Source organism: Natrinema zhouii, assembly GCF_013456555.2.
In the GTDB taxonomy this organism is placed as follows: domain Archaea; phylum Halobacteriota; class Halobacteria; order Halobacteriales; family Natrialbaceae; genus Natrinema; species Natrinema zhouii.
In genome coordinates, this window is the sequence record NZ_CP059154.1 from 518,470 (window position 1) to 543,262 (window position 24,793).

Sequence of the window (24,793 nt, forward strand, 5' to 3'; positions counted from 1 at the left end):
TACGGTTTCTTTATTCAGGGTTGGGAGTGAAAATCACGGTCAGTATAGGTGAAGCAGTTAACGGAACGGCTATCGATGTGACTGTTTGTCACTCCAAAATAATTAGCGAATAGATTTAACGAACTAGAGAGAGAAAACCCAGACAGCTACTGATTAAGCGATAGAGCCTCATTGATTTCTGTGACTAAAAGTAATACTACCCCTGATATTCTACTCGTAGAGGATAACCCTGGAGACGTTCGATTAACTCAAGAAGCCTTTCGAGGTGCCAAGTTTGATGTGAGAATGCATATTGCCTCAGATGGTAGTGAGGCGATTAATTTTTTAAAGGACAAGGAGTCACCGTGTCCTGATTTGGTGTTGTTAGATCTAAATCTTCCCCGCAAAGATGGATTTGACGTGTTAGAGGAAATGCAGAATGATTCTGAACTGGAGCGCGTTCCGGTGCTTGTCTTGACCAGCTCGACAGCCAGGGAAGATATTATTTCGAGTTATAAGCAACACGCGAATGCTTACTTAACGAAGCCTGATAGTCCAGAATTATTTATTGAATTAGTTAAGTCGGTTGAGGAGTTTTGGTTAAAGAGAGTACGATTGCCTCCCTGTTCTTGAGTAGATTAGAGGTAGGTAGTCACCTCGACGGTAAGTTCGCATCTGTAGTTACCGAATCACTCGATTCAGTTTCAGAGGCAACTTTAGCTAAAGAAACCATGTCACTATCTACTGTTAGTTCTACGATTGCATCGCAATAGGAGGGAATAGCGATAACGTGTTACTCGAGATAGCCGAGCTCGCGAAGTCGCTCGCGGGTCTCCTCGTCGGCGTCGGCCAGCGCCTCGTCCGGGTCGCCGGCCGCCGCGTCGGGATCGTCCCACGCACCGCCGACGGCCTCCTCGAAGCGGGCCAATGCCCGTTCGGCTGCGGCGACGGCGTCGTCGGCTGCTGGATCCACCGGTGACTCCTCTTCCGGATCTTCGTCGAGTCGGTAAGCCTCGTCGGGGATACGGTCTGCGCGGACGTACTTCGCGTCGGTTCCGCGGGCGGCTCGCATCCGCGAGTAGGCCCGGTGATCATCGGGCAGATCGATCCCGGCCTCGCTGGCCTTCTCCTCGAGGTGGTGGAGTTCGATCACTGGCTGGGCGTATTCGACGAACGCGTAATCTCCACCGCTGTCGTCGTCCTCGAGGATTGCCTGCTGGCCGGGGTCCGGCTCCGCAAACCCGTCGAAGGCGCGATACTCGTCGGACAAGAGCGATCGCGTCGAATCGAACCCGGTGAGGCCGCCGCCGTTCGTCTCGAGCGCGTCGTCGGGATCGACGTCCAGCGTTTCGAGGACGGTGTGATAGCAGTCGAGCAACTCGACGAGATCGTCGCGCCGATCGGCCTCGAGCTCGGGGTGTTTGATCAGCAGCGGGACGTTGATTAGCTGGTCGTAGAGCGCGAACTCGTGGCCGTAGAGGTCGTGTTCGCCGTGGAGTTCTCCGTGGTCGGCACAGACCACGACGGTGGTCTCCTCCCATTGGTCGGTCTCGCGTAACCAGTCGAAGAGCCGGCCGAGTTCGGCGTCCATGTGGGCGATCTCGGCGTCGTAGAGCCCGCGAATCGCGTCCCACTCCTCGTCGTCGATCTCCCAGGCGCCGGAATTGTACTCCTTGGAGTTCTGGCAGACGTCATCGGGATCGACGCCGGGGGCGAACTCTTCGCGGAACTCTTCGGGCGGATAGTAGGGTAAGTGGGCGTCCATCAGGTTGACGAATGCGAACCACCCCTCACCGCTCTCGCTATCGTCGATGAACGACTTCGTCCGATCGATGACCGACGGCGTCTTCGAATCTGCCCCTTCGCCGCTGGCGAGTTTAGAGTGGGCCATCGCACCGAGGTGGACGAGCTCCGACGCCAGATTACGTAGATAGTCGTTGTCGTTGATAGTCTGCCACGCGCTGGCCAAGGGTCCTGAGAGGACTTCGCCGGGGAGCACCTCGAAGAACGAGTCCTGCTCGTCGAATCCGTCGGTGAGACCGGTGTAGGGCGTGATCCAGGCGTTCGAAGAGTAACACGCCGTGTCGTATCCCGCCGCCGACAGGATCGACGCGAGAGTAGTCTCGTCCTTGAGGTACGAACTCCCCTGATCGGCCCCGTGCTGACTCGGGTATTGACCGGTAAACAGTGAGGCATGGACAGGAAGCGTCCACGGTGCGGGCGCAACGGTCGATTCGAAGACGGTGGCCTCCGCGGCGAACCGCGAGAGTTGGGGCGTCGTCTCCCGCTCGTAGCCGTACGGTCCGAGATGATCCTTCCGGACCGTGTCCAGAACGACGAAGAGGACGTTCGACTGCTGAGTTCCGTTCATTATCCGGGACAATTGAGTCCATCCCAATAAAACGAATCAACTCGGCACAATCATGGCACTCGTTGGAGAACTCGATTATCGTTGGCGTCGATCGACGGCGGAACGATACCAATTCCTGCCTTCTGCAGCGGTGATCAGACGTTTCAAGTTCGCTGATGATCAACACCCGCTATGGAAGAGCAGAACCGACGCGCACTCCTTATCGGCGCTTGTGGAACTATCGCCGTCTTTGCCGTCCTGTTTTTCGTCGTCGGTGCGCGCGACGTCGTCGACTCGCTTCGGTCGGCCGCGCCCTCGTTAGTTATTACAACCTTCGCTCTCGCGCTGTGCTGGCTGGCCGCGTGGAGCCTCATACTCCGGACGGTTCTCGTCTCCCTCGGCGTCGAAATTCCGATCAGCAAGGCGTTTTTCGTCTACGCTGGTACCGTCTTCGCCAACAACGTCACTCCGTTCGGCCAGGCCGGCGGCGAACCGGTCGCGGCGCTGTTGATCTCGAAAGTCTCCGACGCGCACTACGAGACCGGCCTCGCGGGGATCGCCAGCGTCGACGTGCTCAACGTCGTCCCTTCGGTGTCTCTAATCCTCCTCGGGGTCGGCTACTATGCAACCACCACTACCGTCGGGGAGCGCCTCGAGACGGCCGTCGGCTCGGCGGTCGCGCTGATCACGGGTATCGTCCTCGCCATGGCCCTCGGCTGGCGGTATCGGTCCGTGATCGTCGACCGCCTTCCCGCAGTCATCGCTCCTCCTCTCGGTCGGCTCGGATTCGCTCCGTTCGATAGCGAGACGTTTCGGGCGGACTTGACGGAGCGGCTGGAGCGATTCTTCGAGAACATCGAGCGCATCGCGACGGATCGACGGCGTCTCGGCGCCGTCGTTGGTCTCTCGTTGGCCGGCTGGCTCTTCCAGACCGCCGCGCTCACGGCCGCGTTCGCCGCGATCGGTTACAGCGTTCCGATGTACGTCCTGCTGTTCGTGATCCCATTGGCGAACCTCGCGGGAGCGGCCCCGCTCCCGGGCGGCCTCGGCGGCATCGAGGCCGCCTTTGTCGCGCTGCTCGTCCCAACAACTAGCGTCGCGGCGTCGGCGATCACCGCTGCCGTGCTCGTCTTCCGCGGAGCGATCTACTGGATGCCAGTTCTGATCGGCGGACTCTCGGTATCGGCGTTCGGCGTCCGGGCGTTGGAGTGACCGCTCGAACCCCGGATCGACCGAGCGGTCGATTTCCCTTTGGTACGAACAGTCAGGTATCCACCATTCGCGACGTCCGTCCCGAGTGGCTAGTCGGATCGTCGAGACAGCTTCTCGTCGTGCCCGCTTGCGGCGCCGCTATCGGACGATCGGTGGCGGTTCGACGGTAGTTCGTCCGTCCGCCAGAGGAGGACTCCGATCGAGGCCGTCCACCACAGTAGCGTTGCTACCATTCCGTGAACGGGAACTCCGAGGCCCGTAGTCGTCCCGAGTGGGAACAGCCATTTGATCCCCATCGGCGAGAGCGAATCGATTGCGAGATGTGAACCGATCGCCAGCCCGGCGGCGAGCGCGTCGCTTCGGTTCCGACGGACCACGTACGCACCGAACACGATTGCGGCCGCGAAAAGCGGCGTGTGTGTGAGCCCGCGGTGTACGAACGGCCAGCCCCACGCTGCGGGAAACCAGAAATCGACGTCAGGGAAGAGTCCGAGGGCGATCCCCAGTCGCGGGTCGGCGTCGGTGAACCCGCGAACGAGCGCGTAGCCCACGACGGCGTGGGTGGCGAACGCGCCGACGAGAAACAGGGCCCGTTCCGCCTCCATGGGGAAAACGTTCGGACGGCGACCCCACATAGCTTGTGATTCGATCACACGCTATGGCGACGAGACTCGAACCGGTTGAAAACCAACACTGCTTACATTCGGGACGGAATATTCCCGGCCGATGGGGCCGCTACAACTCGAGGGAATACCGACCTGGCTCGAGTCGCTGTTCACGTCGGAACTCGCGTTCGCGGTGTTGCTCGGAATCTGTATCCTCGAGGGCGCGATGATGCTACGGTTTATGCCCAGCGAACTGGTCGTTCCGGCCGCGCTGGCGCTGATCGGGTCGTCGATTCCGAAGGCAATCGCTATCGTCGCCGTCGCAGTTGTCGGTACGACGATCGGTCAATTCCTGCTCTTCTGTCTCGTCCGCCGGGCCGGGCGCGAGTACGTCATCCAGAAGCGCTGGTTCCCGCTGACTGAGTCGCGACTCGAGCGGTTCGACGGCTGGTTCGACCGTTGGGGTGGTATCGCCGTCGCCGCAAGTAATACGATGCTGGTTGTCCGGGGACTGCTCACCGTCCCCGCCGGTCTCTCCGAGATGGACGGCCGGACGTTCCTCGTCCTATCGACGCTCGGATCGCTGTCTTTCCAGTTGATTCTCGCCGCGCTCTACCTGTTCGGCGGCTACCTACTGGCGTTGTAATCCCGGACAGTTTCGATTCCGCTCAAGCGCAAGTCCGAGCCGGCCATGAATCCGATTCGGACCGTTCACGCCAATCCCGTGCGAGGGAAAACCGAGACCACTCTAGGCGGGACATATACTAGAACGTCCGCTCGCTACCGGTAGTCGCTCGTGGATGCAGTGTTGGAACCTGATCGCAGCAATGCCGCTCCCTTTCCGGTCGATTCAGTGAAATCTGGAATTCGGCCTGTCCCGTTCGATCGACCGAATCAGTCGCCCTGTCGGTAGACAGGGAGTCGGAACCGGACGCCAACGTCCCGGAGTTTCCATCTGGTCTCCAGTCCGATCCACGTCAGGCCGGTCAGCAGCGCGATCGCGACGGCGGCGAACTCGGTGGCGCCCATCCAGACCGGCGTCGCGAAGAGGAGCCCGTTGTAGACCCGGTGTGGAAGAATCGACTCGAGGAGGTCGCCGGCCCACCCGAGCGGGTTGAACCCGAAGACGCTGTCGTCACCGCCACCGCCGTCGTCGTCTGTCCGCGATTCGAGGCCGAGTTCGGCCGCGCTTTCGCCGCCCTCGCTCTCGGGCCCGGTCTCGAGGCGCTCGGCCTCGTAGGGCAGCGTCGACTCGACCTGCCAGACGATATCGCCCGACTCGTTGACTTCCATGACGCGGTTACCGTGGCTGTCGGCGATCAGCGTGTTCCCGTTGGGGAGTCGGTCGGCGTCGCGGGGCCACTGGATCCGGTCGTCCGCCCACTGCCAGGTGCGGTTCCACTCGCCGTCCTCGCGCTGGAACTCCTGAACGCGGCCGTTCTCGGAGTCGGCGACGACGATCGCGGGTCCGCCCTGCGACTCGGGAATGTAATCGGGGTTGTGCTGTTCGTACTGGATATCATAATCGTCCTCTTCCCCGAGCGTCCAGTCCTCGACCAGCCCTTCCCCGGGATCGAGGAAGACGACTTGATCCTGGTTTCGGAGACTGGCCACGATCCGCCCTTCGTGTTCCCCCTCTTCGATGAATTCGACGTCATTAATGTGGGCCCAGTCCTCGGGGTACGGTCCGCCCTCCTCGACGGGGAAGTCGCTCTGGGCGTCCCAGAGCCACTCGACGACTTCCGTCTCGGTGTTCACGACGAACACCTGATCGGCGACGATATCGGCGATCGCGATATGCGTTTCGTTGAGTCGCGTCGAGTCGTGCCACTCGCCCGCGGTCTCCTTGTAGTCGTATCGCTTGTAGATCACTTCGACCTCGCCGGTCTCGAGGTCGGCCCGCTCGATGACGTTCAGGGCGCACGGCGGGTCGCTACACGTCGGTCCCTCGCTGTGGATCGTGTCTGTCGCGGCGTACTCGACGGTCAACGGATCGCCCTCAACGGGATCGACGTCGAAGTACTTCGTCCGCGTGTTATTGTAGTACATGACTTCGCCGTCGGGCGCGTAGGCGGTGATCGTCCCTGCACGTCCCGATTCCGTCACGACCGTGTGGTTCTCCGTCGCCGGGGCCTCCGGAACGTCTTCCTCGGACGCGGTCGAGAGACCGTTCGTCGACGCGCTGGCCACGGCGGCCGCCGAGAGGAGGATAATTACCAGGAGCAGTACTCGGAGCCGATTCCGAGAGAGCTCCGAACGGAACCGAGAAAGCACCGATCGACTGCTCACGTGCGACGCCAGTGATCGATCAGTCACGGTTCGGTCACCCGCGAGTATCGAAACGCCTGCTGGAAGCCCATTGGATTTTATTTTCTAAGCGAGATATTAGTGTCTTTTGTGAACGATTTAACCGGGGGTATAGACCGGTTAGCTGTACATCTCCGGAATAACCGGGTGCAGATCTCTCGAGAACGACGTTTCGGAACGACGCCCTGCCGACAACACGAACAGCGCGAAAACTTGGTCAGGATCATCTCGAGGTTCCGTCCGGTCGGATTGACCGATTAGTACGGACGCCCGCTCGGCTCGAGTCCGCATTTGTCTCTCCCATTCACAGGAAAGGGAGAACGATCGAGAGGGCCGTACTCTGCTCGCTCGCTCACCCCTCCGAGAATGCCGACGATTGATCGCTCTCGTCCGACGACTGTGGGTTATCGATCAGATGGCCATACAGCTTCGTGAACGGCGTGGCCGTGATCCCGTGGACGAGTATCGAACTCGCGATGACGAGACTGGTCGCCCCCCAGATGATCTCGTTGCCCAGTATTCGGTGGGCGACCGTCGCGTAGAACAGCGCCGCGATCCCGATCGGGCCGAACCAGCCCGCGAACAGCGAGTCGCGAGTCCCGTCGATCGGTCGAACTGCCTGCCGGAAGATCACCACTATCGGCAGGCGCCGAAGGAGCAAGACGCCGGCCGCGAGGGCCACGCCGGCCCAACCGAGCGAAATCCATTGGTCGATCGGCAGCGCGATACCGAAGAAGACGAAGATCGGGAACGTGAACAGGCGGAGCACCGTCTCCTGGACCTTCTGGTCGTCGGATTCGTCGGTAGCGTCAGCAAACTGATTGAACAGCAGTCCGGCGACGAAGGCCGCGAGGATGCCGTCACTGCCCAGTAACTTGACGCCGCCTAGTACGGCGAAGGTGAGCGCGACGGTGACGCTCAGCAGTGACGTCTCCTCGAGGAACTCGTGTTCGCGGGACTCGCGTTCGATCCAGCCGGCGGCCGCACCGATCGCCGCGCCGACGAGCACGGCGGCGCCGACCTCCCAGAGGAGTGTCGAGACCAGCCAGTCGGTGATCGCCCGCTGGGGCGGATGCTGGAGTACCAGAATCGGAAGGAAAACGAGCGGGTACGCGAGCCCGTCGTTGGCCCCCGACTCGGCGGTGAGGAGGTCCCGGATCGACGCCGGAATGTACTGCTCTGCGGTAGTGCCCGTGACGATCGTTCCGGCGAGGACCGGGTCCGTGGGGGTGATAATCGCCCCGATGAGCAGCGCGATCCAGAGCGGGACGCCCAGAAAGAGATAGACGAGTCCGCCGCTGACGAGCCACATGCCGATCATTCCGGGAACGAGGACCGCCACCATCGAGCCGATGTGTGTCCGGAGGTACCGTTGGGGGAGACGGAGCGCGGCGGCCATGACGGCCAGGCCGACGGTGAGACGGGCGAACTGTTCCATGATCGTGAACGGATCAGCCCAGTGTGAGAGACGGAACAGTCCCAGACCGAGAGGGCCGATCACGATCCCGAGAATTACCGACGCCATTGGCTCCGAGAGAAAGTATACCTTATTTCGCATCAATCCCGCAACGAGACTCAATGCCACCGTCAGGCCACCGATTGTGACGAGCGCGATATTGAGCTCTTGCATAGTATCGCTTCCGAACGTTGGTCCAGAATCCGAATCTCCCGAAAAACGGGCGCGTGTAACGGCCGTTTGCTGAGAAATGGCATAGAGGTTCGGCCTGCGAGCGTCGCGCCAGCCGCCGCACGGTCGTGACAGTAGTACCGTCCGCCGGATCAACACACGCACTGACGCGAACCGCCGAAGAGACCGTCCACCGGCCGATGAGAGTAATGTTCGCAAATACCATCATCGGCGGTGGACGCATGAGCGTACTGTCGTAGGTGCGGAAGAGTGACCGCAACGAGGCACAATCTCCCGGCCGCATCCGGGCCAGAGCACTTGAGCGCTCATCCCGTCCGATTCCGTCATGACCAGTGGAGACGCGGGTTCGACCGACGGGACGACCGAGGACACGCGTCGCCTCATTCTCAACCCGACGAGCGGGGACGGAGATCACGTCGAGCGAGTCAGTCGACTCGCCGCTACCCACGGGTTTCGAATCGTCGAGACCGAACGCGCCGGGCACGCGATCGACCTCGCGGCGCGGACCGCCGCCGATGGCGTCGACCTCCTCGCGGTCTGCGGCGGCGATGGAACCGTCCACGAGGCCGTTCAGGGACTCGTCGCGGCCGACGCGCTCGAGGACGTGGCGCTCTGTATCATCCCGGCGGGAACGGCGAACATCGCCGCGTCGGCGCTTGGAATCGAGCACCTGCGAGACGGGTTCGCGGCCGCGGACCGAGGCGAGACGAAGCGAATCGACCTGGGAATGGCCGACGGCGAGCCGTTCGTGCTGTCGGCTATTGCGGGGCTCCCCGCAGCGGCGAGTACGGCCGCCTCCGGCGGTCTCAAAGAGCGGGTCGGCACGCTCGCGTTCGTCATCGAAGGCCTGCGGACGGCACGGGAGTTCGACGGACTCGAGGTGGCGGTCGACGCCGTCGCAGGCGACGGGGAGTACGCCTGGCAGGGCGAGGCGCTGTGTCTGGGGATCGGGACCCTTCGGCGTTTCACCGGCGAAAACGAACCGTCAAACGCCCGGAACGGTCGTCTCGAGGTGACGATCGTCGATCGAGTGCCGCCGACGGACGTGATCACCGAGGCCGTCGAACGACGATTCCTCAGTCGCGAGACGCCCCACGTGACGACGATCGAAGCGTCCCAACTCGAGGTCGTCGCGCTGAAAGACGAGCCGGTTCGGTTCAGTCTCGACGGGGAACGCCGGGAGTACGAGACGGTCGAGATCGGCGTTCGGCCGCGAGCGCTCCGCGTTTGCGTGGGGGAGGAGTACGGTTCGCGAACGTGAGCCGGGTCCGAACTCTGTTTCAGAACGGAACGCGAACACGGGCCCGTCGTCGCCGATTCAACTGGAGCGGTAGCGCGGAGTCCCCCTCCTCAAGGAACGAGCGAAGCGAGTGAGTAGGGAGGAGCGCGTTCGTTTACCGGTCAGGAATAGGTCTGGAGATTCCACTGTCCGCCGAGTTCGGTTCGCTTGGCGGTGTCGAACGACCCGCCTTTGAAGCGCGTCACGCGGCCGGTTTCCTCGCTGAGCGTCACCGTCGAAATCACGTTCTGCCGTTGGGAGGTGTCCAGCGCGCTCATGTGACGCGCCCCCATCCAGTCTTCGTACTCCGCGGCCGGTTCGTCTGCGGCCTCGAGGTCGCCGGGCGTGAGGTCCCGGAACCGAACCATCTGTTCCTGGACGACGCCGTCGACGCTCACGACGACCGCGCCGTCTCGAGTCATCGCCACCTCTCGCGCCGTCTCGAAGAACGATTCCAGATCGAGACAGACGTCGCGACAGCGGTCCGTCGGCCACGTGTTGTGCCCCATCGGATCCGCGAAGTCTGCGACCGAGGGACCGGTGACGACGGCGACGTACATCCCCGGACCCTTGACGTACTGTTCGTCCCACCGGTCGAAGTCGAGACTGATCCCCTCGAGCGAGTGAACGAGACAGTCGATCAGTTCCCGAACGCCGTCGTGGGTCTCGTACGCGATCCGGAGGTCCGAATCGACCATACGAACCGTTCGGGACCGACGGTGGTAATTTCGCTGCCTGAACGGGGTCGCTTCCGACCGAGACAGCGTTCGATCGCGAATGCAGATAGAGACCCTGCTCTCGTCTCGCTCGAGACGGGGGTTCAATACATCACTTCGAACTGATCAACCGGTGCGATGGCGCACGCTGTCGACCGACCGAGCGCTAGCGAGGGCGGCGACGACACCGTGCGAGGGATGAGCGAATAGTGCGGGACCGGAGGTCCCGCATACCATTCGAACGGGCGCAAAGCGCCCGTGAGCAGACGAAGTGAGCGTTAGCGCGGGACCGACGGTCCCGCGAACCATCCGAACGGGTGCTTCGCACCCGTGAGGAGAAATCGGTTGGAGAGGGTGTGGCGATTCCGTGCCGCCAGCATGAGTAGACCGCTCCCCCGTCACCGTCACGAATGTTCACAGAAGAGGAACGCTTTCACACCGCCATTGAACTGCCGAGCCGTCACCGGCAACCGCTAAACGGTCACGCGAATTGGCCGCCGATATCCCATCAATCGGTGCTTGCGAGATAAACCGGCACAGACCCAATCGTCCCCTAGACTCAGCCACCAATTGACTCGTCCGGGTGACTTTTGACGCTACCACACCGACTCGAGGTAGATGCTGACGAAGGACCTGCTTCGCGTCTCGCGGGCCGGCGGTGGGTATCACCCCCAGTTCGCCGGCCGCGAACACCGCCCGCTCGCGGCCCGCGTCATCGGCACGTATCAGGGCCACGTCGGCGACCCCCGTGCGGAACTCGAGACCGCCCTGGCCGAACTGGAGCGCGGCGCCGAGGACTTCAAACTCGCGCGGGGACTCGCAGCGCTGCTCGAGCGGGAGACGTCGTTCGAGACGGACGCCGAAATCGAGCCCGAACGGGCGCGTAAAGCCGCGTTCGAGGCGGCCGAAGCGGTCGGTGTCGTCACCGAGGACGAGCGCACGATGGCGCTCATCCGCGCGAGCGAATCGATTGACGTGTCGGCGGACGGCCTCGACACCGCGTTGTACGCCGATCTCGAGGAACGGCAGGTCCTGACCGCGGTCGAGCCCCGGTGGGATCCGGACGGACTGCTCGCCCAGTACAACCTCTCGCTGGCAATGACTTCTCTATTCGACGCGACCGAGGTGCGGGTGCGCTCGAGCGATCCGAAGGCGTTGATCTCGGCGATCAAGCGGTTGCGGCTGATGTACGAGATTCACCGGACCGACGGCGACTCCGCGGACGACGATGCGGGGCTCTCCGAACGCGAAGTTATCGTGACGGGGCCGACCCACCTCTTTCGTGCAACCAGGCGCTACGGGACGCGCTTTGCGCGGCTCCTGCGAACGGTCGCGAAGGCCGACCGGTGGCGCCTCGAGGCGACGATCGACGACCGCGGAACCGAGCGAACCCTCGAGCTTTCGCACGAGGACCCCGTCCGGGTGCCCGACGCGGAGCCGATCGCGGACGTGTCCTTCGACAGCGGCGTCGAGGCCGATTTCGCCGCTCGCTTTACAGCTCTGGATCTGGAGTGGGACCTCGTCCGCGAACCGGAGCCGCTTGCCACGGGAACGCGGGTGATGATTCCCGACTTCGCGTTCGAGTACGAACACGGAGACTTTCGGCTCTATTTCGAGATCATGGGATTCTGGACGCCGGAATACGTCCGGAAAAAGCTCTCGCAGCTGGCGGGTCTCGAGGACGTGGACATGCTGGTCGCCGTCGACGAATCGCTCGGTGTCGGCGAGGAGATCGCCGCCCGCGACCATCGGGCGATCCCCTACTCCGGGACGGTGCGGGTCAAAGACGTCGCCGACGTCCTCCGGGAGTACGAACGCCAGCTGGTCGCCGAGAGCGCGGCCAGTCTCCCCAACGCGCTGCAGCCGGCGGACGACGCCGTCACGGTGGACGAACTGGCGGATCGCCACGGAGTGAGCGCGGACGCGCTCGCGGACAAGGCCTTCCCCGACCACGAACGGGTCGGCCGGACGCTGGTTCGACCCGCCGTCCTCGAGTCGGTAGCCGACGAGGTCGAGCCGGGGATGGCGCTCGCGGACGCCGAAGCGATCCTCGAGGAGTCCGATCTCTCCGACTCGAGTGCGATCCTCTCGCGGCTCGGCTATCGCGTTGAGTGGGAGGGACTGGCCGGAGGGACGCTCGTCGAACGATAACGGACGTTACCGGATAACGGACGTTACCGGCCGTAATCGAGAACGGCAGAGTTACCCGGCAACGGCGGCCGATCTTCCGTCACCGGTGATATGGATCCAACGTGCTTTGTGATCAGCCTTAAGCCCCCATCCCCCGTTTCGAGAGATACGTAGTGTCCCATCAATCATCTCCCGAACCTGTTTCCATCTTACTCGTCGAGGACAATCCCGGCGATGTTCGCCTCATAGAGGAGGCGTTCAAAACGGCGGGGTTTGAGACGGTCTTTCATACGGTTGCGGACGGCACCGCTGCCCTCGAGTTCCTGCGGGAGCAGGTGCTGTCCGCGGACGGTGCCGACGTCGATCTCATGTTACTCGATCTGAATCTCCCGAGAACGAGCGGATTCGAGGTGCTCGAGGCGATCAAGGACGAGACAGCGTTCACGTCGCTTCCGATCATCGTACTCACGAGTTCGGAAGCGACCGAGGACATCGTCAGGAGTTACGAACTGTGCGCGAACGCCTATCTCACCAAGCCGAGCGATCCGGCCGAATTCGCCGAACTCGGTCGTGCGGTCGAAGCGTTCTGGATCGACGAAGCGACGCTGCCACCCGTTCCCTCGTGAGTCGAGGCGGGTTCGTCCCGATCAGTCCCGATCCGTCTCGCTCCAGTCACAGTCCTGGCACTTCCGGCCGGTGACGAGTTCGGTCACCGACGGCATGTACGTCACCGTCAGGACGGAGCCGCCACACGCTGGACACTCCTCGTCGGCCTCCCCGATGGAGTCGACCTCCATGACGGAGTCGCCCTCGACGATCTCGGCGAGTTTTTTGGCCGTCACCATTCGCCCTTGAACGACGCGATTCTCGCTCACACTCGGAATTTCGGACGGGACACCCTAAGCGTTTCCTGACGCGGTCGCCGATCGACGCGGTCTGGTCGTCAGGTCGATCCCGTTTTCGAACCACTCCCCGAGCTATCAGCCCCGGCGGGCTTCGCAGGGGCGTCGTCCGCACGATCGGCATGTGTCTGCGGGCACAACCGTATAGATGCTCTTGCTCGAACGATCGGGTATGGAGACGCGATGGGCGACCGTCGACAATGTCACCCTCGAGCTACCGGCCGACTGTACCGTCTGCGAACTCCGGGACGCCCTGTACAAACCGGACGACGCCGTACTGATCGGAGTGACGGGAGACCTCGTCTCGATCGTTCACGATGAAGACCGACCGCTTTCGGAGTTAGTCGCCGGCTGTGCGGAGACGTATTACTTCCGGCGGCCGGAGGGGCCCGACCGAAACGAGGTACTGTCCGCACCGGAACTCGAGACGGCACTGGCGGAATCGAACGGCGAACGAACGGAGGCGGAAACGACGTTCCAGCGGCCCGGAATCGATCACTGAGTCGGTCGACGATACCGTCTATTGGTCGCCGTCGACGATTTCGATCGGATCGTTCACGTGGAGGGGCTTGCCGCGATCGGATTCGGGGACGCGCGCGATGATCATCAGCGAATAGTAGTGGTCGAACGCGTCCGCGTCCGCCCAGTCGGGGAACGTTTCCTCGCGGCGTCGAACGAACTGTTCTCGAAACGCCGGGGTCGGCTCGCCAGTGTTGGGATCACGCTCCGGGACGACGCATCGGCCACACGGCGTCACTCCGTCGAACCGAACGCCGCCGACCTCGAACGCCGGCGCGTCCGCGCCGACGAATCGGTCCTCCCAGAACGGCTCCACGCCGTCGATCTCGACGTTCGCTCGGAGCCGTCGCCGCGCGCCCTCGACGGTCATTCTGTCGAACCAGTCGGCGACGGTCCGAAGCGTCGCCGTGCTGATCACCGACGGCCCCATCTCGCGTCGGTCCACGAACCCCAGCGATCGATCCCGCTTGAGTGAGAGTTCGATACCGAAGAACTCGCTCAACCAGTCCGCGGCGGCCTCACGGTCGGTCTCGAGGTCGAATCGCTGGCGCTCCCCGTCGGGCGTCTCGAGCGCGACCTCCCTCGCCTCGAGATCGAAATCGGCGTCGAGGTCGTGGATTCGATCGGTCCGTTTTCCGTTGAACACGTCGCCGTCCCCGTCGAACAGCGCGAACTCCCGGTCGTGGGCGACGGTCCCGCCCTCGAGGATGTCGGCCGTCTCGAGGTCGACGCCGTCGAGCCCCTTCACCGGATACACCCTGAGTCGCTCGAGTCGTGCCATTGGCGATCCCTACCGGCCGATGTACCATTACAGTAGCGACCGAACCACGGGCTCGTCGATACCGAACACCGTCTCCCGGCTCAATCGATCGTCACGACGGGGTCTCCGATCTCGTCGAATTCCACTCGCACCTGATGATCGGCGTACGGAAATCCGACGGAGCCCGATCGGCGTTCACCGGACTCAGTGGCTGCAAAGATCGCCGCGAGTGCATCGGGATCGACCGCGTCGAACAGCGGCGGTAACTCCATCGGATCGGTTCCTTCGAGTGCCGCGACTCCGGTGACGATCCGCTCGTGCACCTCAGCGGTGTCGACCGCGAGGGTTTGTTTCATTGGCATCTACCGCTACATCTCTCCATTAATACCTTTCGAAACTCTCATGGCTTATCGTAATTTCCATTCGCTACAAATCGTCTACTGAACACGTGAGTTTGGCACGAGGACTACCACGATGATTGCCGCGTCCGTTCTCAGACCTGGAAAGAGTGTTCCGGCCAGAAAACCCTGACCAAGAAAAACACGTTCGAGGGGCTTCGCGCTCAAGTAGTCGTCGTCATGCCATCGAAAAATCGCTGGTGAAAGCGATTATTGGAATATCGCTGGGTGTCGATCGCCTCTCAGTCGCTGGTGACGAACGCTGCTCGACTGGATACTGCACGCGTTCTCGTCGTTACTCGTTGCCGGTCGTCTCGTTCGTCTCGTTTTCGCTACGTCCGTCGTCAGCACCATCATGCTCGTCGGTCGCCCCTGTCGTTTCGGCAGCGGTCTCCGGGACGTAGCCGGCCGTTCCGACGTCGATTCTCGCGAGACTCGGTTCGGCGGCCGTCTCGTCCTCGAGGAAGGTCCCATAGGCGAAGTTCGCGATGTACAGTGACGTCATGGTTTCCTCGGTGGTGCCGAAGTGGACGCCCGCGGGGAAATCGAGGGGGTCGCCGCCAACGACCGTCTCGATCTCCTGATCGTCCGTGATGCGAACGACCTCGTTTGCCGCGTTCACCGCGACGTACACGGCTCCCTCCTCGTCGATCGTCATGCCGTCCGCACCGATCAGGCCCTCGTCCTGGACGACCTGCTCTACCTGTCCGGCACTCCCGTCGTCGGCGATCGGGACTCGCATGACCGATCCCGCATTGAGATTGTCGACGTAGACGTCGCCGTCCGGATGGACGGCCAGCCCGTCCGCACCGACCGGCGTCTCGGCTTCCATATCCGGCTCGAGCAACGGATCCGAAACCCACGGCTCGGCCTCACCATCGGTCGTCACGCGCCAGATTGCGCCACCGAGGTGATCCGAGACGAGCAGTGCGTCCGAGGTCGTCGGGTCGGTGATGACCCCGTTCGGCATCGCCTCGTCGGGTGATAGCGACGCGATTCGTTCGGGCTCGCCGGCGTCCAGATCGACGCGCCAGATGCCGTGCGTCTCCGGCTCGCCCGATCCGTTCGCGGCGTAGAGGACGCCGTCGAGAACGGTACTTCCGAGCAGCAGTCCCTGTTCACCGGTCTCGATCGTTGCAACCGACGACTGATTCCCCTCGGAATCGACGGCGCGGATCTCACCCGACGGCCCCATGCTCAGGTAAGCGGTCCCCTGCTCGTCGATCGTGAGATTTTCCGGCAGGGCGGGTGGCTCGAACTCGGCCACTGTCTCGAGGTCGCCCGCCGCATCGTCTTGCCGTCCGACCACACCGGTCGGGAGACTCACGAGCGCGCCCGCCGCGGCGATGCTCCCCAGAATTGATCGTCGGGATGCGCGCGCTCGAGAACCGGTACCGGTCGTCGTCTCAGCTGTGTTGTCAGTAGTCATGGCTGCGACGGCGGGACCGACCAGCCGATATCGTGTAAATAGCTCACACCGTTTCCCGACAAATCGACCGGTTATTGCGAGTTACACCGGCGAAAAATCTCGTTTGTCTGGTCCACGACTCATTATGTCGGCCGAGCGGGAGTTAGATCGGTCCGCGCCGACGGCAACGTCGTACATACGTCTCCTGACTGTCTCTCGAGTCGGCAGATGGCAGTACCCCTCCACTGAACCGGCCGCTGTCGGTATCCACCTTCCGAACCGATCGCTACCGGCACCGCTCGACCGAATCGACTGCCATCGGCCCCCTGTTTGCCGAACCGACTGCTACCGACACTCGCTCGCCGGACCGACCGCTCCCGGACACTCACTTACCGAACTGACAGCTCGTCACCCCCCGACGGCTCCGTGAACTCGAGTTCGATCTCGAGTTCCCGCTCTCGTTGTTCGGAGAACTCGATCTCGACCTCGACGGGGTCGCTGTAGTCGAAGGGAATCTCCCACTCCGACGCGGAGATGGTAAACGACGTTCCGGCCTCGAGTTGATCAGCGAGGTCGTGGAGGAAGGCCGCCGTCTCCTCGCGGGAGAGGTAGACCTCCTGTTCGAAGAAGCCGCTCGTGATCGTCCGCCGGTCGCTGGTTCGGTCGTCGGGAAAGTTGACGCGATCACTCATGTGTTGTCGTCCCACGAGGACGCCGATAAAACTGCGTCACGCGTATCGATAAGTCTGATCGACAGCATATTCGACCGCCTCGACTGCAAGCGTCGTGAGAATCGGCGAAACCCTTCTTGATTCAGGTGTCCAAAGACGCGTGTGACACTGATCGATGCCCTGGGGAACGGAACGCGGTTGACGATTCTCAGGGAACTCTCGCGAGAACCGATGTACGTCTCGGAACTCGCAGAGGAGATCGGAATGGACGGGAAAACTGCCGTTCACCACCTCTCGACGCTCGAGGAAGCCGGACTGGTCGAACACTACAGGCGAGGGAACAGAAAGTACTACGAACTCGCTCGGCGCATCGAGTTGCGCATCGCCCCGCCGCCGGAGCGCGCGTTCGTCCTGCAGGCCGACCCACTCGACGACGAGAGTGAGTCGGAAACGGAGTCGTCGTGAGGTTCCCCGCGTGTCCGTGCGCGAGTCGGACAGTAGCCTCCTCGTGTTTGTGCGCAGGTCGGACAGTGGTGTAGACGTCAAACAGACCCGTGTAGAGATTTCCAACGAATTTCGTGGAGGGAGTTCCCATGAACTGTCTTCCCCGGCCTGTTAGCTATATGGCACTGGTTCGCATGCAGATTCCACATGCTCGAGGTCCTCGTCGAGAACGCCACCGCGTCGCGGCAGCCGAGGCCCGTCCGTGGGATGGACGCGCTCGGTGCGATACCCCTTCCATCTCGTCGATCGATCCGACGGAGTATCGCCGTTCTTCTGGTATTGATGACGCTCGTCGCAATCCCGGTCGCGCCGGTGCTCGCACAGGGCGACGACGGAAGTGCAGATGAGGACGATGAAGCGGCAGAAGAAGAGGGCGGCCTTGAGGGAGCGATCGAGGGATTCGTCGGAGCGCAAGGGCTGTTGGGTGCGGTGCTCGTCCTCGTCGCCGGTGGCCTCTTGTTGACGGTCTGCGTCGAAAAGCTGATCAGTTATCTCACTCGAGCGGCGCTGAAATTGAAGATTTCGCTGTTCGCGCTCGCGATACTCTTCACCGGATTCGAGTTCGACGACACGATCCTCGCGCTCGTTCTGTCGGCCGGTGACCTCGAGGGTGCCGCCCTCGGGACGGCGCTCGGGACCGGACTGGCGATTATCGGCGTGACGCTCGCGCTCGCCGCGATCATCAGGCCGTTCCCGGTCGATCTCCCGTCCGATTATATCGCCCTCTTTGCACTGGCACCGCTACTGTTGATTCCGTTCGTGCTCCTCGGAACGCTGACGTTCGTCCACGGACTCCTGCTCCTCGGCGCGTTCGTCCTCATGTTCGGCTACATCATCGCTCGAGAGTATCAGCGCGACACGCCGGTCTTCCGGAACACCGAACTCGGCGAAGAGATACAGGCCGACGGCGGCGTCGCGTTGCCGACGGAGTTCTCGGAAATTTCCGAGGATCGACTCGTCGGCGGGCGCTCCGCATCCGGGTGGATCTGGCTCTCCCTCTCCGTCCTCGCACTGATCGGCATCGTGTTCGCGTCGATGTTGCTCGAGGCCGGATCAGAGGTCGTTATCGACGGATTCGGCCTCGAGGAGACCGTCTTCGGGGCGACCATCCTGACGGTGATCCTCACGTTCGAGGACGTCATGCTCACGATCGAGCCGGTCAGACGCGGCGTCCCCGAGATCGGCGTTGGAAACGTCATCGGGAGCGTCCTCTTCTCGGTGACCGGAAACGTCGGCGTCATCATGCTCCTCAGCGACCTCGAGATCTCCCGGTCCGTGCTCACGTTCCATCTCCCGACGGTGGTCGTCGTGACCGCCCTCGCCGCGTACTTCCTCTACGAAGGGGAGTTGAAACGGTGGCACGGCTTCCTCCTCGGCGGGTTCTACGTCGCCTACTGGCTGATCGCCATCGTCGTCTTCGGTGGCGTTCCGATCAGTGGCTGATCCGCGGTGAGTTCGCGGAACTGACCGCTGGCAGCGCTGTGACGGCCACGACGGTCGGGGCACCGAGGGCATTGGGCTGGCGGTTTCCCCGCACGGAGACCGACTCCAGCCGGTCCGTCGCGTTTCGTCGTGACCGAAGTCGATAATTAAGTACGACCGTGGTGTAGGTTCACGGACATGGTCGTTCCGAGTTCACCGGTGGCTCTCGTCGGCCTATTTCTCGTAGGCGTCGTGCTGGTGATCTGGTGCGTCGAGATCTTCATCGAGGCCGTCGCCCAGAGCGCCGTCTCGCTCGGCGTTTCCGGCTTCTTTCTCGCGGTCGTGCTGGCCGGCGTCGACCTCGAGAACGCCGTCCTCGGCATCACCGCGGCGTTCGTGGAACTTCCCGGGCTCGCGCTCGGGACGGTGTTCGGGGAGTCACTGTTCGTCCTCGCCGTCGCCGTCGGACTCGCGGGTATCCTCGTGCCGTTTCGAATGGACGTTCCCAGGGCGTATCTCGCGATGCTCGTTCTCGTTCCCGTCCCCGCGTTCGCGCTGTCGATCGGCGGGACGATCGATCCGCTCGAGGGCGCGGCCCTCCTCGGTCTGTTCGTCCCGCTGCTCGCCTACATCTTCTGGCACGAACGCCGCTCCGAAACGACGTATCTGCTCTCGGCGGAACTACAGGAAGTGATCGACCTCGAGGCCGAACCGGGTGAAGGTGAGAGTGCAGAAACACCGGACGGCGGCGATGAACTGGGTGGACGACGGGACCGTGAGGGGGATCTAGATCTCGACCTCGATCTCGACGAGTTCGTCCCGTCGTTCGAACACCGGAGCGGGCTCTTCAATCTCGGCATCGCCGTCCTCGCCGTAGTCGGAATGACGGTCGGGTCCGGAATCACGGTGGTCAGCGCCGAAGGGATCTTCGTCGCCTTCGGTATCTCGGGGCTCGCGTTCGGTGCCACGGTACTGAGTTTCATCGCGTCGATCGAGGAACTGGCCCTTACCGTCGAACCGGTTCGGCGGAATCGACCGGAACTCGCCATCGGGAACGTCGTCGGGAGCACGGTCTTCTACATGACGGCCAACGTGGGAATTATCGCGTTGCTCCATCCGATCAGTACGGGCGGGGACGTCCTGACGGTCCACTGGCCGTTTCTCGCCGCCTGCGTGCTCGTCGTGACGGTCATGCTCACGCGAGGCCGCGTCACCCGAGTCGGCGGTGTCGTCCTGATCGGGCTCTACCTCGTCTACTGGGTCGCAAACTACCTGTAGCCACCGACGGTAGTCTCGTCCCGAGTCGGTTCGCGGATGGAACTCGGTTTCGCTGACTCGAGGGAAATTGGCCGATGGATTCGAGATGAGTTCGAGATAGATCGAGCACGGGACTCGAGGTGAGTCGACCGCTACTCTGCCCGGAAAAACGGTCTTAGGACAGACTAACTGAATATTGTCCGCTCGGCTATCAAACAAGTCTCCCTTGAGCGGGGAACGATCGAGCCAGTTTATTGCGAGATATCGACACCACGCTATCCAGTACGCTGGGTCGGATCTCGACGAATCCGCCCGCGTACTGGACTACTATGACACGGAACGACGACTCCAAAACGGCGACATCGAGGCGACGAATCCTCCGATCGACCGCAGCACTCTCCGTCGCAGGCGTTGCGCTGCCGGCGACGGCCCAGGATGATGCCATCACCGGTGAGATCGAACTCGGCGGGCGGACAAGTGGGTGGGTCGGCATCTCGCCGGATGCGATCACGGACGAACGAAACCCGACGCTCCAGTTGGTCGCGGGCGAGGAGTATACACTCACCTGGGAGAATCAGGACGGTGCCGGACACAACTTCATCATCGAGGGCGAGGACGAGGAAGAGAACTACGTCGCGACGGACGTCCTCTCGGACACGGGCGAGACCCAGACGGTCGAGTTCACCGCCGAAGAGGGAATGTCGGAGTACTACTGCGGCCCGCATCCCCAGTCGATGCGCGGCGCGATTGAATTCGCAGACGACGCGACTGACGGGGAGGAGACCGACGAATCCGCCCCACTCATCGGCGAGGGGCCGACGGTCGGCCTCGAGACGGTCACCGACGACCTGACAGCGCCGGTCACCCTCCAGGTAGCCGACGAAGAGGCCGACCGCCGCTTCATCGTCGACCAGACGGGGTACATCTACGTCCACGGCGAAGACGGACTGCAAGAAGAGCCCTTCCTCGACGTGTCTGACCAGCTCGTCGAATTTCAGGATTTCGACGAGCGCGGACTCCTCGGGCTCGCGTTCCACCCCGATTTTCAGGAGAACGGGCGATTCTTCGTCCGGTATAGCTCACCACCGCGAGAGGGAACACCGGAAGAGTACGATCACACGTTCGTTCTCTCGGAGTTTCAGACGGCGGACGACGATCACTCGACGGCCGATCCCGATTCGGAGCGGACGATCCTCGAAATCCCGGAGCCGCAGTTCAACCACAATTCCGGCCCGATCGCCTTCGGTCCTGACGGCTACCTCTACGTGCCCACTGGCGACGGCGGCGGTGCGAACGACACGGACGAGGGCCACGTCGAGGACTGGTACGACGAAAACGACGGCGGGAACGGCCAGGACACCGAAGAGAACCTCCTCGGTGCAATCTTGCGGCTCGACGTCGATGTCGAATCGGACGAACGTGCGTACGGCATCCCGGACGACAATCCGCTGGTCGACGCGGAGGGGCACCACGGCGAGTACTATGCGTGGGGAATGCGAAACCCGTGGGGCGGGATGTCGTTCACCGGCGACGGCGAGTTCCTGATGGCCGACGTCGGACAGGAACTCTTCGAGAGCGTCAACCACGTCCAGCAGGGTGGTAATTACAGCTGGAACGTCAAGGAGGGAGCCCACTGCTTCAGCACGGAGAACCCGACGGAACCGCCCGAGGACTGCCCGGATAGCACGCCCGACGACGTCAGAGGCGGCGAAGAGTTACTCGATCCAGTAATCGAGTACCCCCACGATCTCGGGATCCTCGAGTCCGATGGTGCCGAGAGTGACGAGGCGGACGATGGTGCTGAGAGTGACGAAGCGGACGATGGTGAGGAGACTGCGAGTACCGGCGAGCCGGTCGGCGTCTCCATCACCGGCGGCTACCTCTACGAGGGCGGCGAAATCGACGACCTCGAGGGCACGTACATCTTCGGCGACTGGAGCCAGGACGGCGAGGGCCCGGGAACCCTGTTCCTCGCTCGCCCGCCGGAGGGCTGGCCCGACGACGGCGACGGAGACGACCTCGAGGATATGTTCCTCGACCCGCCGACCGACGACGGCGATGACGGGAACGGTGGCAACGAGACGGAAACCTCTGGTAACGAAACGGACATCGCTGATAACGAGACGGCCGCCAACGGTGGCGACGAGTTACACGAGGAAGAGCAGGAACGCGGCGGGAACGAGACCGAATCGGACGAAGCCGCTCCGGGCACTACCCAGGAGGGACTGTGGCCCATCGAGCGCCTGCAAGTCCAGGGGAGTGCTGCGGAAAACGGTCGGCCGACCGGATTCGTCTACGGCTTCGGTCAAGGCGCCGACGGCGAACTGTACGTCCTCACCACCAGCACGTCGACGGTAGAGGGCGACGGCGCGGTCCACCGGATCGTTCCCGCGGACGAGACAGACGACGAGGGCGACACCGACGCCGACGCGACCGAAGAAGACAGTCCAGAAGTCGAACGGGAACCGGAAACCGAGGAAGAAGCCGAGGCGAACGGTGACAACGAAACCGAGGCGGACGACGACAACGAAACGGCGGACTGAACGGCGACCGGACGGTCGCACACCTGTCGTAGTGTGACGGCCGCGGCGCTCCTCTTTTCGACGCGAAAAATAGAGACCGAGCGTTCGAACGCGCTATTCCTCGAGCGAGAAGACGGCGATCGTGTTGCCCTCCTCCTCGACCTGATTCCCGCCACCGCCGGGAATCGCAACGTACTGTTTCCCTTCGTTCGGGTCGTACCAGCTCATGGGCGCGCCGTCGACGCCGTGATCGCCGACCTCGTGAGCGGCCAAGTATTCGCCCGTCTCGGTATCGAAGGCGTGGAGCTGTCCGGTCGGGCCGCCGGCGAAGGTTACACCCGTCGCGGTCGTCAGCGAGCCGCCCCACGGCGGTCCGGCTCGCCAGCTGAACCAGTTCTGCCACTTCACGTCGCCGGATAGCGGATCGATTCCAGCGATGACGCCGGCCATCTGGTTCCACTCTGGCACTTCCTCGTCTGCGAACTGTTGGGTCTCTTCGTCTTCTTCCTCCTCCTCTTCCTCTTCTTCCGCTCCGTCGTCCCCCTCCTCTTCGTCGGTTTCATTTCGCTCCTGTTCCTCCTCGTGTAATTTGTCCCCGCCGTCCTCCGTCTCGTTACCGACGGTATCCGTTTCGTTGCCGAGGGTATCCGTCTCGTTTCCGATAGCTTCGGTCTCGTTTCCGATTGCCTCCGTCTCGTTGCCAGCGGCGTCCGTCTCGTTCCCGGGCGTCTCGTCGCCCTCTCGTTGCTCGCCGACTTCCGCCTCGTCCGCGTCCGCCGTTTCTTCGTCTTCGGGCGTCTCGTCGCCCTCTCGCTGTTCGCCCTCCTCCGCATCGACCGGCTCCGTCTTTCGCACGGTGTCCATCCCGATATAGGTCGTTCCGGGCTCGTACTCCACCTCGAACCAGGAGAACTTGATCGGGTAGTTGGTCCCTTTGACGACTAACGTCTGCGTCTCGGGATCGTACGCGCTGGGCTGTGGATTGGTCCCACCGATGAGGTCCGGCATGATCCAGGGCGCGCTCTCGAGGTCGTCGTACGGCGGCAGATTGAACGTATTGAGGTGCTGGACGTACTCGTCGCTGCGCTGATGGAGTTGCCCGGTCTCCATGTTTACCGTGTACACCCAGCCCGTCTTGCCGGGCCACGTCGCGAATTTCTGCGTCTCGCCGTCGACGTCCGCCTCGAAGACGACCGGCGGACTCGGCGAGTCGTAGTCCCACCAGTCGTGAGGCGAGTCCTGGTGGTGCCACTGGTACTCGCCGTCAGAGGCGTTGACGGCGACTTTGCCACAGGAGTAGGGGTTGTATCCGGGCCGGACGGTTCCGTACCACGGGCCGGGGTTGGCCGACGGGATAACGACCGATCCGTTTTCCGGCTCGATCGCACCGGACGCCCAGGCGGTCGCGCCGCCGTGCTGCCAGGAGTCACCGACCCACTCGTGTTCCGGCGTCATGTTGACGCGCCACTGCGGATTCCCCTCGAGATCGATCGCGTCGAAGAAGCCGCTGACCCCGAACTCGCCGCCGAAACTGCCCTTCATGAGCATCCCGTCGTAGATCAGCGGTGGGAACGACGACGTTGTGCCCCGCGACCGCTCCCATCGGAGCTCTTCGTGCATAACGTCGTCAGCGACTTCGCCGCGATAGGCGGCCGCGCCGTTGTAGTACCACCGCTCTTCGCCGGTGTAGCGGTCGATCGCGATGACGCCCAGATCGAGCGTGCTCTTGTAGATCGTGTCACCGAGCACGGCAGGGCCTCGTTCGGCGGGCGGCGTCTCGTCGGACGCACCGACGACGGGTTCGTAGAAGTGCGTCCACAGGAGTTCGCCCGTTCGCGCGTTGATCGCGTACAGCATGTCCGGCCCGACCGTCGTGTACATGATCGGCGGATCGCCGTCCACGACGATCGGCGAGCCCTGGAAATCGTTGGGATCGTCCGCGACCTCGAGTCGATACTCGGCCTCGAGTTGATCGACGTTCTCCGGCGTAATCACGTCGGCCGTCGTGTGGCGCTGGGCCTCGTAGGAGCCGCCCATGATGAGCCAGTTGGTCGGCTCCTCGCCCGTCTGGGCGAGGTCCTCCTCGGTAACGTCCACTTCGGGTATCTGGTCGATATTGCCCTGTTCGATTACTGATTCGCCCGGTTTTTCACTCCACGGTGCGTCCTCTGGCAGGTCGATGAGGTGAGATTCGTACGTCATTC

General features: G+C 62.8%; 22 protein-coding genes. 11 read left to right on the top strand and 11 right to left on the bottom strand.

Going from position 1 to position 24,793, the window contains the following annotated elements:
• Positions 1-180 precede the first annotated feature (180 nt).
• Positions 181-612, top strand: a complete 432-nt coding sequence (locus HYG81_RS21290) for a response regulator (protein WP_226376009.1) — start codon at positions 181-183, stop codon at positions 610-612.
• Between the two features lie 160 nt (positions 613-772).
• On the opposite strand, the gene HYG81_RS21295 is transcribed toward HYG81_RS21290, so the two are convergent.
• Positions 773-2,350 (bottom strand): sulfatase, encoded by a 1,578-nt coding sequence (locus HYG81_RS21295; protein WP_180841698.1) that lies wholly within the window; start codon positions 2,348-2,350, stop codon positions 773-775.
• Between the two features lie 171 nt (positions 2,351-2,521).
• On the opposite strand from HYG81_RS21295, the gene HYG81_RS21300 reads away from it, so the two are divergent.
• A complete protein-coding gene (locus HYG81_RS21300) occupies positions 2,522-3,541 on the top strand; it encodes a lysylphosphatidylglycerol synthase transmembrane domain-containing protein (RefSeq protein WP_180841699.1) in 1,020 nt (339 codons plus the stop codon).
• A gap of 89 nt (positions 3,542-3,630) precedes the next feature.
• Here the strand turns inward: HYG81_RS21300 and HYG81_RS21305 are convergent, their stop codons facing one another.
• Positions 3,631-4,146 (bottom strand): metal-dependent hydrolase, encoded by a 516-nt coding sequence (locus HYG81_RS21305; RefSeq protein ID WP_180841700.1) that lies wholly within the window; start codon positions 4,144-4,146, stop codon positions 3,631-3,633.
• A gap of 121 nt (positions 4,147-4,267) precedes the next feature.
• On the opposite strand from HYG81_RS21305, the gene HYG81_RS21310 reads away from it, so the two are divergent.
• Positions 4,268-4,792 (top strand): DedA family protein, encoded by a 525-nt coding sequence (locus HYG81_RS21310; protein WP_180841701.1) that lies wholly within the window; start codon positions 4,268-4,270, stop codon positions 4,790-4,792.
• A gap of 248 nt (positions 4,793-5,040) precedes the next feature.
• Here HYG81_RS21310 and HYG81_RS21315 read toward each other — a convergent pair whose 3' ends face one another.
• Both HYG81_RS21315 and HYG81_RS21320 read right to left on the bottom strand, forming a co-directional pair.
• Positions 5,041-6,462, bottom strand: coding sequence for an aryl-sulfate sulfotransferase (locus tag HYG81_RS21315; RefSeq protein ID WP_226376010.1), 1,422 nt, complete (start codon positions 6,460-6,462; stop codon positions 5,041-5,043).
• A 343-nt stretch (positions 6,463-6,805) separates the two neighbouring features.
• The gene (locus HYG81_RS21320; RefSeq protein WP_180841702.1) at positions 6,806-8,083 is read right to left on the bottom strand and encodes a cation:proton antiporter domain-containing protein; all 1,278 of its coding nucleotides are present in this window, start codon (positions 8,081-8,083) and stop codon (positions 6,806-6,808) included.
• A gap of 343 nt (positions 8,084-8,426) precedes the next feature.
• Here HYG81_RS21320 and HYG81_RS21325 point away from each other — a divergent pair, with 343 nt between their 5' ends.
• Positions 8,427-9,362, top strand: coding sequence for a diacylglycerol/lipid kinase family protein (locus tag HYG81_RS21325; protein WP_180841703.1), 936 nt, complete (start codon positions 8,427-8,429; stop codon positions 9,360-9,362).
• 140 nt (positions 9,363-9,502) lie between these two features.
• Here the strand turns inward: HYG81_RS21325 and HYG81_RS21330 are convergent, their stop codons facing one another.
• The gene (locus HYG81_RS21330) at positions 9,503-10,078 is read right to left on the bottom strand and encodes a diadenylate cyclase (protein ID WP_180841704.1); all 576 of its coding nucleotides are present in this window, start codon (positions 10,076-10,078) and stop codon (positions 9,503-9,505) included.
• Between the two features lie 636 nt (positions 10,079-10,714).
• Here HYG81_RS21330 and HYG81_RS21335 point away from each other — a divergent pair.
• Together HYG81_RS21335 and HYG81_RS21340 are read left to right on the top strand one after the other, a co-directional pair.
• A complete protein-coding gene (locus HYG81_RS21335) occupies positions 10,715-12,247 on the top strand; it encodes a DUF790 family protein (protein ID WP_180841705.1) in 1,533 nt (510 codons plus the stop codon).
• A 152-nt stretch (positions 12,248-12,399) separates the two neighbouring features.
• Positions 12,400-12,852, top strand: coding sequence for a response regulator (locus HYG81_RS21340; protein WP_180841706.1), 453 nt, complete (start codon positions 12,400-12,402; stop codon positions 12,850-12,852).
• 21 nt (positions 12,853-12,873) lie between these two features.
• On the opposite strand, the gene HYG81_RS21345 is transcribed toward HYG81_RS21340, so the two are convergent.
• Positions 12,874-13,101 carry a DUF5795 family protein gene (locus tag HYG81_RS21345; RefSeq protein WP_180841707.1) on the bottom strand — a complete coding sequence of 76 codons (228 nt, stop codon included), beginning with the start codon at positions 13,099-13,101 and terminating at the stop codon, positions 12,874-12,876.
• A 199-nt stretch (positions 13,102-13,300) separates the two neighbouring features.
• Between HYG81_RS21345 and HYG81_RS21350 the strand changes: the two genes are divergently transcribed.
• Positions 13,301-13,630 carry a hypothetical protein gene (locus HYG81_RS21350; RefSeq protein ID WP_180841708.1) on the top strand — a complete coding sequence of 110 codons (330 nt, stop codon included), beginning with the start codon at positions 13,301-13,303 and terminating at the stop codon, positions 13,628-13,630.
• 18 nt (positions 13,631-13,648) lie between these two features.
• On the opposite strand, the gene HYG81_RS21355 is transcribed toward HYG81_RS21350, so the two are convergent.
• The 4 genes from HYG81_RS21355 to HYG81_RS21370 form a co-directional block, all read right to left on the bottom strand.
• Entirely contained in the window at positions 13,649-14,428 is a 780-nt protein-coding gene (locus HYG81_RS21355; protein ID WP_180841709.1) for an MOSC domain-containing protein, read from the bottom strand.
• 80 nt (positions 14,429-14,508) lie between these two features.
• Entirely contained in the window at positions 14,509-14,763 is a 255-nt protein-coding gene (locus HYG81_RS21360; RefSeq protein ID WP_180842950.1) for a HalOD1 output domain-containing protein, read from the bottom strand.
• A 337-nt stretch (positions 14,764-15,100) separates the two neighbouring features.
• Positions 15,101-16,234: an SMP-30/gluconolactonase/LRE family protein gene (locus HYG81_RS21365; RefSeq protein WP_180841710.1), complete on the bottom strand. Its 1,134-nt coding sequence runs from the start codon at positions 16,232-16,234 to the stop codon at positions 15,101-15,103.
• A 368-nt stretch (positions 16,235-16,602) separates the two neighbouring features.
• On the bottom strand, positions 16,603-16,905 hold the full coding sequence (locus HYG81_RS21370) for an amphi-Trp domain-containing protein (protein WP_180841711.1): 303 nt from the start codon (positions 16,903-16,905) through the stop codon (positions 16,603-16,605).
• 141 nt (positions 16,906-17,046) lie between these two features.
• On the opposite strand from HYG81_RS21370, the gene HYG81_RS21375 reads away from it, so the two are divergent.
• The 4 genes from HYG81_RS21375 (at position 17,047) to HYG81_RS21390 (ending at position 22,610) form a co-directional block, all read left to right on the top strand.
• Entirely contained in the window at positions 17,047-17,349 is a 303-nt protein-coding gene (locus HYG81_RS21375; RefSeq protein ID WP_180841712.1) for an ArsR/SmtB family transcription factor, read from the top strand.
• Between the two features lie 321 nt (positions 17,350-17,670).
• Positions 17,671-18,831, top strand: a complete 1,161-nt coding sequence (locus tag HYG81_RS21380; protein WP_180842951.1) for a sodium:calcium antiporter — start codon at positions 17,671-17,673, stop codon at positions 18,829-18,831.
• A 177-nt stretch (positions 18,832-19,008) separates the two neighbouring features.
• Entirely contained in the window at positions 19,009-20,088 is a 1,080-nt protein-coding gene (locus HYG81_RS21385; protein WP_180841713.1) for a sodium:calcium antiporter, read from the top strand.
• 308 nt (positions 20,089-20,396) lie between these two features.
• The gene (locus HYG81_RS21390; protein WP_180841714.1) at positions 20,397-22,610 is read left to right on the top strand and encodes a PQQ-dependent sugar dehydrogenase; all 2,214 of its coding nucleotides are present in this window, start codon (positions 20,397-20,399) and stop codon (positions 22,608-22,610) included.
• 93 nt (positions 22,611-22,703) lie between these two features.
• On the opposite strand, the gene HYG81_RS21395 is transcribed toward HYG81_RS21390, so the two are convergent.
• Positions 22,704-24,791, bottom strand: coding sequence for an outer membrane protein assembly factor BamB family protein (locus tag HYG81_RS21395; RefSeq protein WP_180841715.1), 2,088 nt, complete (start codon positions 24,789-24,791; stop codon positions 22,704-22,706).
• Positions 24,792-24,793: the final 2 nt, after the last annotated feature.

What these genes read in the sequence shown, in the direction of transcription:
- HYG81_RS21295 (WP_180841698.1), bottom strand. Translation starts at nt 2,350, where the DNA reads ATGAACGGAACTCAGCAGTCGAACGTCCTCTTCGTCGTTCTGGACACG.
- HYG81_RS21300 (WP_180841699.1), top strand. Translation starts at nt 2,522, where the DNA reads ATGGAAGAGCAGAACCGACGCGCACTCCTTATCGGCGCTTGTGGAACT.
- HYG81_RS21305 (WP_180841700.1), bottom strand. Translation starts at nt 4,146, where the DNA reads ATGGAGGCGGAACGGGCCCTGTTTCTCGTCGGCGCGTTCGCCACCCAC.
- HYG81_RS21310 (WP_180841701.1), top strand. Translation starts at nt 4,268, where the DNA reads ATGGGGCCGCTACAACTCGAGGGAATACCGACCTGGCTCGAGTCGCTG.
- HYG81_RS21320 (WP_180841702.1), bottom strand. Translation starts at nt 8,083, where the DNA reads ATGCAAGAGCTCAATATCGCGCTCGTCACAATCGGTGGCCTGACGGTG.
- HYG81_RS21325 (WP_180841703.1), top strand. Translation starts at nt 8,427, where the DNA reads ATGACCAGTGGAGACGCGGGTTCGACCGACGGGACGACCGAGGACACG.
- HYG81_RS21330 (WP_180841704.1), bottom strand. Translation starts at nt 10,078, where the DNA reads ATGGTCGATTCGGACCTCCGGATCGCGTACGAGACCCACGACGGCGTT.
- HYG81_RS21335 (WP_180841705.1), top strand. Translation starts at nt 10,715, where the DNA reads ATGCTGACGAAGGACCTGCTTCGCGTCTCGCGGGCCGGCGGTGGGTAT.
- HYG81_RS21350 (WP_180841708.1), top strand. Translation starts at nt 13,301, where the DNA reads ATGGAGACGCGATGGGCGACCGTCGACAATGTCACCCTCGAGCTACCG.
- HYG81_RS21355 (WP_180841709.1), bottom strand. Translation starts at nt 14,428, where the DNA reads ATGGCACGACTCGAGCGACTCAGGGTGTATCCGGTGAAGGGGCTCGAC.
- HYG81_RS21360 (WP_180842950.1), bottom strand. Translation starts at nt 14,763, where the DNA reads ATGAAACAAACCCTCGCGGTCGACACCGCTGAGGTGCACGAGCGGATC.
- HYG81_RS21365 (WP_180841710.1), bottom strand. Translation starts at nt 16,234, where the DNA reads ATGACTACTGACAACACAGCTGAGACGACGACCGGTACCGGTTCTCGA.
- HYG81_RS21370 (WP_180841711.1), bottom strand. Translation starts at nt 16,905, where the DNA reads ATGAGTGATCGCGTCAACTTTCCCGACGACCGAACCAGCGACCGGCGG.
- HYG81_RS21380 (WP_180842951.1), top strand. Translation starts at nt 17,671, where the DNA reads ATGACGCTCGTCGCAATCCCGGTCGCGCCGGTGCTCGCACAGGGCGAC.
- HYG81_RS21385 (WP_180841713.1), top strand. Translation starts at nt 19,009, where the DNA reads ATGGTCGTTCCGAGTTCACCGGTGGCTCTCGTCGGCCTATTTCTCGTA.
- HYG81_RS21390 (WP_180841714.1), top strand. Translation starts at nt 20,397, where the DNA reads ATGACACGGAACGACGACTCCAAAACGGCGACATCGAGGCGACGAATC.
- HYG81_RS21395 (WP_180841715.1), bottom strand. Translation starts at nt 24,791, where the DNA reads ATGACGTACGAATCTCACCTCATCGACCTGCCAGAGGACGCACCGTGG.